Source organism: Betaproteobacteria bacterium (assembly GCA_016791345.1).
Lineage (GTDB): Bacteria > Pseudomonadota > Gammaproteobacteria > Burkholderiales > JAEUMW01 > JAEUMW01.
Genome location: JAEUMW010000039.1, coordinates 1 through 2,889, shown reverse-complemented (window position 1 = coordinate 2,889; position 2,889 = coordinate 1). Strand labels below are relative to the sequence as shown.

3 protein-coding genes are annotated in these 2,889 nt (G+C 67.6%); all 3 read left to right on the top strand.

Features of this window, described 5'->3' with window-relative positions:
* Positions 1–1,546, top strand: a 1,546-nt coding sequence (gene dxs, locus JNK68_01475) for a 1-deoxy-D-xylulose-5-phosphate synthase (protein ID MBL8539018.1), incomplete at its 5' end; no start/stop codon positions are given.
* A gap of 49 nt (positions 1,547–1,595) precedes the next feature.
* Positions 1,596–2,219 carry a GTP cyclohydrolase I FolE gene (folE, locus tag JNK68_01470; protein ID MBL8539017.1) on the top strand — a complete coding sequence of 208 codons (624 nt, stop codon included), beginning with the start codon at positions 1,596–1,598 and terminating at the stop codon, positions 2,217–2,219.
* Between the two features lie 24 nt (positions 2,220–2,243).
* A partial coding sequence (gene ribB / locus JNK68_01465) for a 3,4-dihydroxy-2-butanone-4-phosphate synthase (protein ID MBL8539016.1) occupies positions 2,244–2,889 on the top strand: 646 nt, incomplete at its 3' end.

The window sequence follows — 2,889 nt, the reverse complement described above, 5'->3', positions numbered from 1 at the left end:
CGACTACGACACCTTCGGCACCGCCCACGCCAGCACGTCCATCAGCGCGGCGCTCGGCATGGCAGTGGCGGCGAAACAGCGCGGCGACAGCCGCCGCTGTGTGGCGGTGATCGGCGACGGCGCGATGACCGGCGGCATGGCGTTCGAGGCGCTCAACAACGCCGGCGCGATGGACGCCAACCTGCTCGTCGTGCTCAACGACAACGACATGTCGATCTCGCACAACGTCGGCGCGCTCAACAACTACCTGGCGCGTCTGCTCTCGGGGCGCTTCTACTCGGCGGCGCGGCGCGGCGCGGAGAAGGTGCTCGGCGCGCTGCCGCCGCCGGTGCTCGAACTCGCCAAGAAGGCCGAGGAGCACGTCAAGGGCATGGTGACGCCGGGCACGCTGTTCGAAGAATTCGGCTTCAACTACATCGGCCCCATCGACGGACACGATGTCGACGTGCTGGTCGAGACGCTCTCCAACGTGATCGAGCTCGACGGCCCGCAGTTCCTGCACGTCGTCACCCGCAAGGGCAAGGGATACAAGCTCGCCGAGGAAGACTGCATCCTCTACCACGGCGTGTCGCGCTTCGACCCGGAGCACGGCATCGTCTCGAAGACGGCTGGCAGCGCCCGCCCCACGTACACCGAGATCTTCGGCGACTGGCTGTGCGACATGGCGGAGCGCGATCCGCGGCTCATCGGCATCACGCCGGCGATGCGCGAGGGCTCGGGGCTCGTCAAGTTTGCGGAGCGCTTTCCGGAACGCTACTTCGACGTCGGCATCGCCGAGCAGCACTGCGTCACATTTGCGGCCGGCATCGCCTGTGAGGGCATGAAGCCGGTGGTCGCCATCTATTCGACCTTCCTGCAGCGCGCCTATGACCAGCTCATTCACGACGTCGCCATCCAGAACCTGCCGGTCGTGTTCGCGATCGACCGCGGCGGCGTCGTCGGTGCCGATGGTGCCACCCACAACGGCAGCTTCGATCTGTCGTACATGCGCTGCATTCCCAACCTTACCGTGATGGCGCCGGCGGACGAGAACGAGTGCCGCCAGATGCTCTACACAGCGTTCCAGATGAACACGCCGGCGGCGGTGCGCTATCCGCGCGGCGTCGGCGTCGGGGTCCCGGTGCAGAAGCAGATGACCGCGCTGCCGATCGGGCGCGGCGAGATCCGGCGCGAGGGACGCGAGGTGGCGATCCTGGCTTTCGGCACGATGGTGACGCCGGCGCTGGCAGCGGCAGAGGCGCTCGATGCCACGGTCGCCAACATGCGCTTCGTGAAGCCGCTCGACGCCGCCCTGATCCGCGATCTCGCTGCCCGCCACGCGCTGCTCGTCAGTGTCGAGGAGAATGCCGCGCTGGGCGGCGCGGGGAGCGCCGTGGGCGAGTTCCTGGAGGCGCAGGGGATCTCCGTGCCGCTGCTCATCCTCGGTCTGCCCGACGTCTTCCTGGAGCAGGGCGATCCGGCGATTCTCCTGCGCGAGTGCGGACTCACCGCGGAGGGCCTCGTCGAGCGCGTCCGCGCGCGACTCGCCGGCGGCCTGCAGCACTGAACCCCTGCGGGGGAGCGCCGTCTCACCTTGGCGTGAGCGGAGGAATGCGATGAGTGCCAAACCCCAGATAGTCGAAGAAAACGAACTCAACGGCGCGGCCCGGGTGGCCGACTACGATCCCGAAGTCACGGCGCGCATCGCCGGCGGCTACGGCTCGATCCTGCAGGCGCTCGGCGAGGATCCCGAGCGCGAGGGTCTCCTGAAGACTCCCGAGCGGGTGGCGAAGGCGCTGCAGTTCCTCACGCACGGCTACGGGCTCGATCCGGCGGCCATCCTCAATTCGGCGAAATTCCGCGAGGACTACCAGCAGATGGTGCTGGTGCGCGACATCGAGGTCTATTCGCTGTGCGAGCATCACATCCTGCCGTTCTTCGGCAAGGCGCATGTCGCCTATATTCCGAAGGAGCACATCGTCGGGCTGTCGAAGATCCCGCGCGTCGTCGATGCCTTTGCACGCCGCCTGCAGGTGCAGGAGCGGCTGACCACGCAGATTCGCGACTGCATCCAGGAAACGCTCGATCCGTACGGCGTTGCCGTGGTGATCGAGGCGCAGCACATGTGCATGACCATGCGCGGCATCCAGAAGCAGCACTCGGTGGCCACCACCTCGGCGTTCACCGGCGAGTTCTACACCGACAAGACGCGCGCCGAGTTCATGCGCCTCATCTCCTAGTACGCGCTCGGGCCTGAAGTCGTCATGGCCAACATCGGCAAAACGAGCGAATTCATCGTCGAGCAGATCCTGCCCGACGTGCGCAAGGGACGGATGGTGATCCTCGTCGACGACGAGGAGCGCGAGAACGAGGGCGATCTCTTTATCGCCGCCGAGCGCGCCACGCCCGAGGCGATCAACTTCATGGCCTCGCGCGCTCGCGGGCTGGTCAGCCTGGCGCTGACCGAAGAGCGCATGCGCCGGCTCGGCCTTTCGCTCATCGAGAGCGACGAGGGCAATACCACCAAGTTCCAGACCGCCTTCGCGACGCCGATCGACGCCCGCGCCGGGGTGAGTTCCGGCATGTCCGCGCACGATCGGGCGCGCACCATCGCGGTGGCGATCGCGGACGACGCACGACCGGCGGACCTCATCCGGCCGGGCCGGCTGCTTACGCTGCGTGCACAGACCGGGGGCGTGCTGGCGCGGGCGGGGCATACGGAGGCGGCGGTGGACCTCGCCCGCATGGCGGGCCTCAAGCCCGCCGGCGTCATCTGCGAGATCATGAATGCCGATGGCACGATGGCGCGCATGCCGGAGCTCGAGCGCTTCGCCGCCAAGCACGACGTGCGCATTCTGCGCATCGCCGATCTCGTCGAGTACCGCCGCCACGAGCGACTGATCCGGCGCA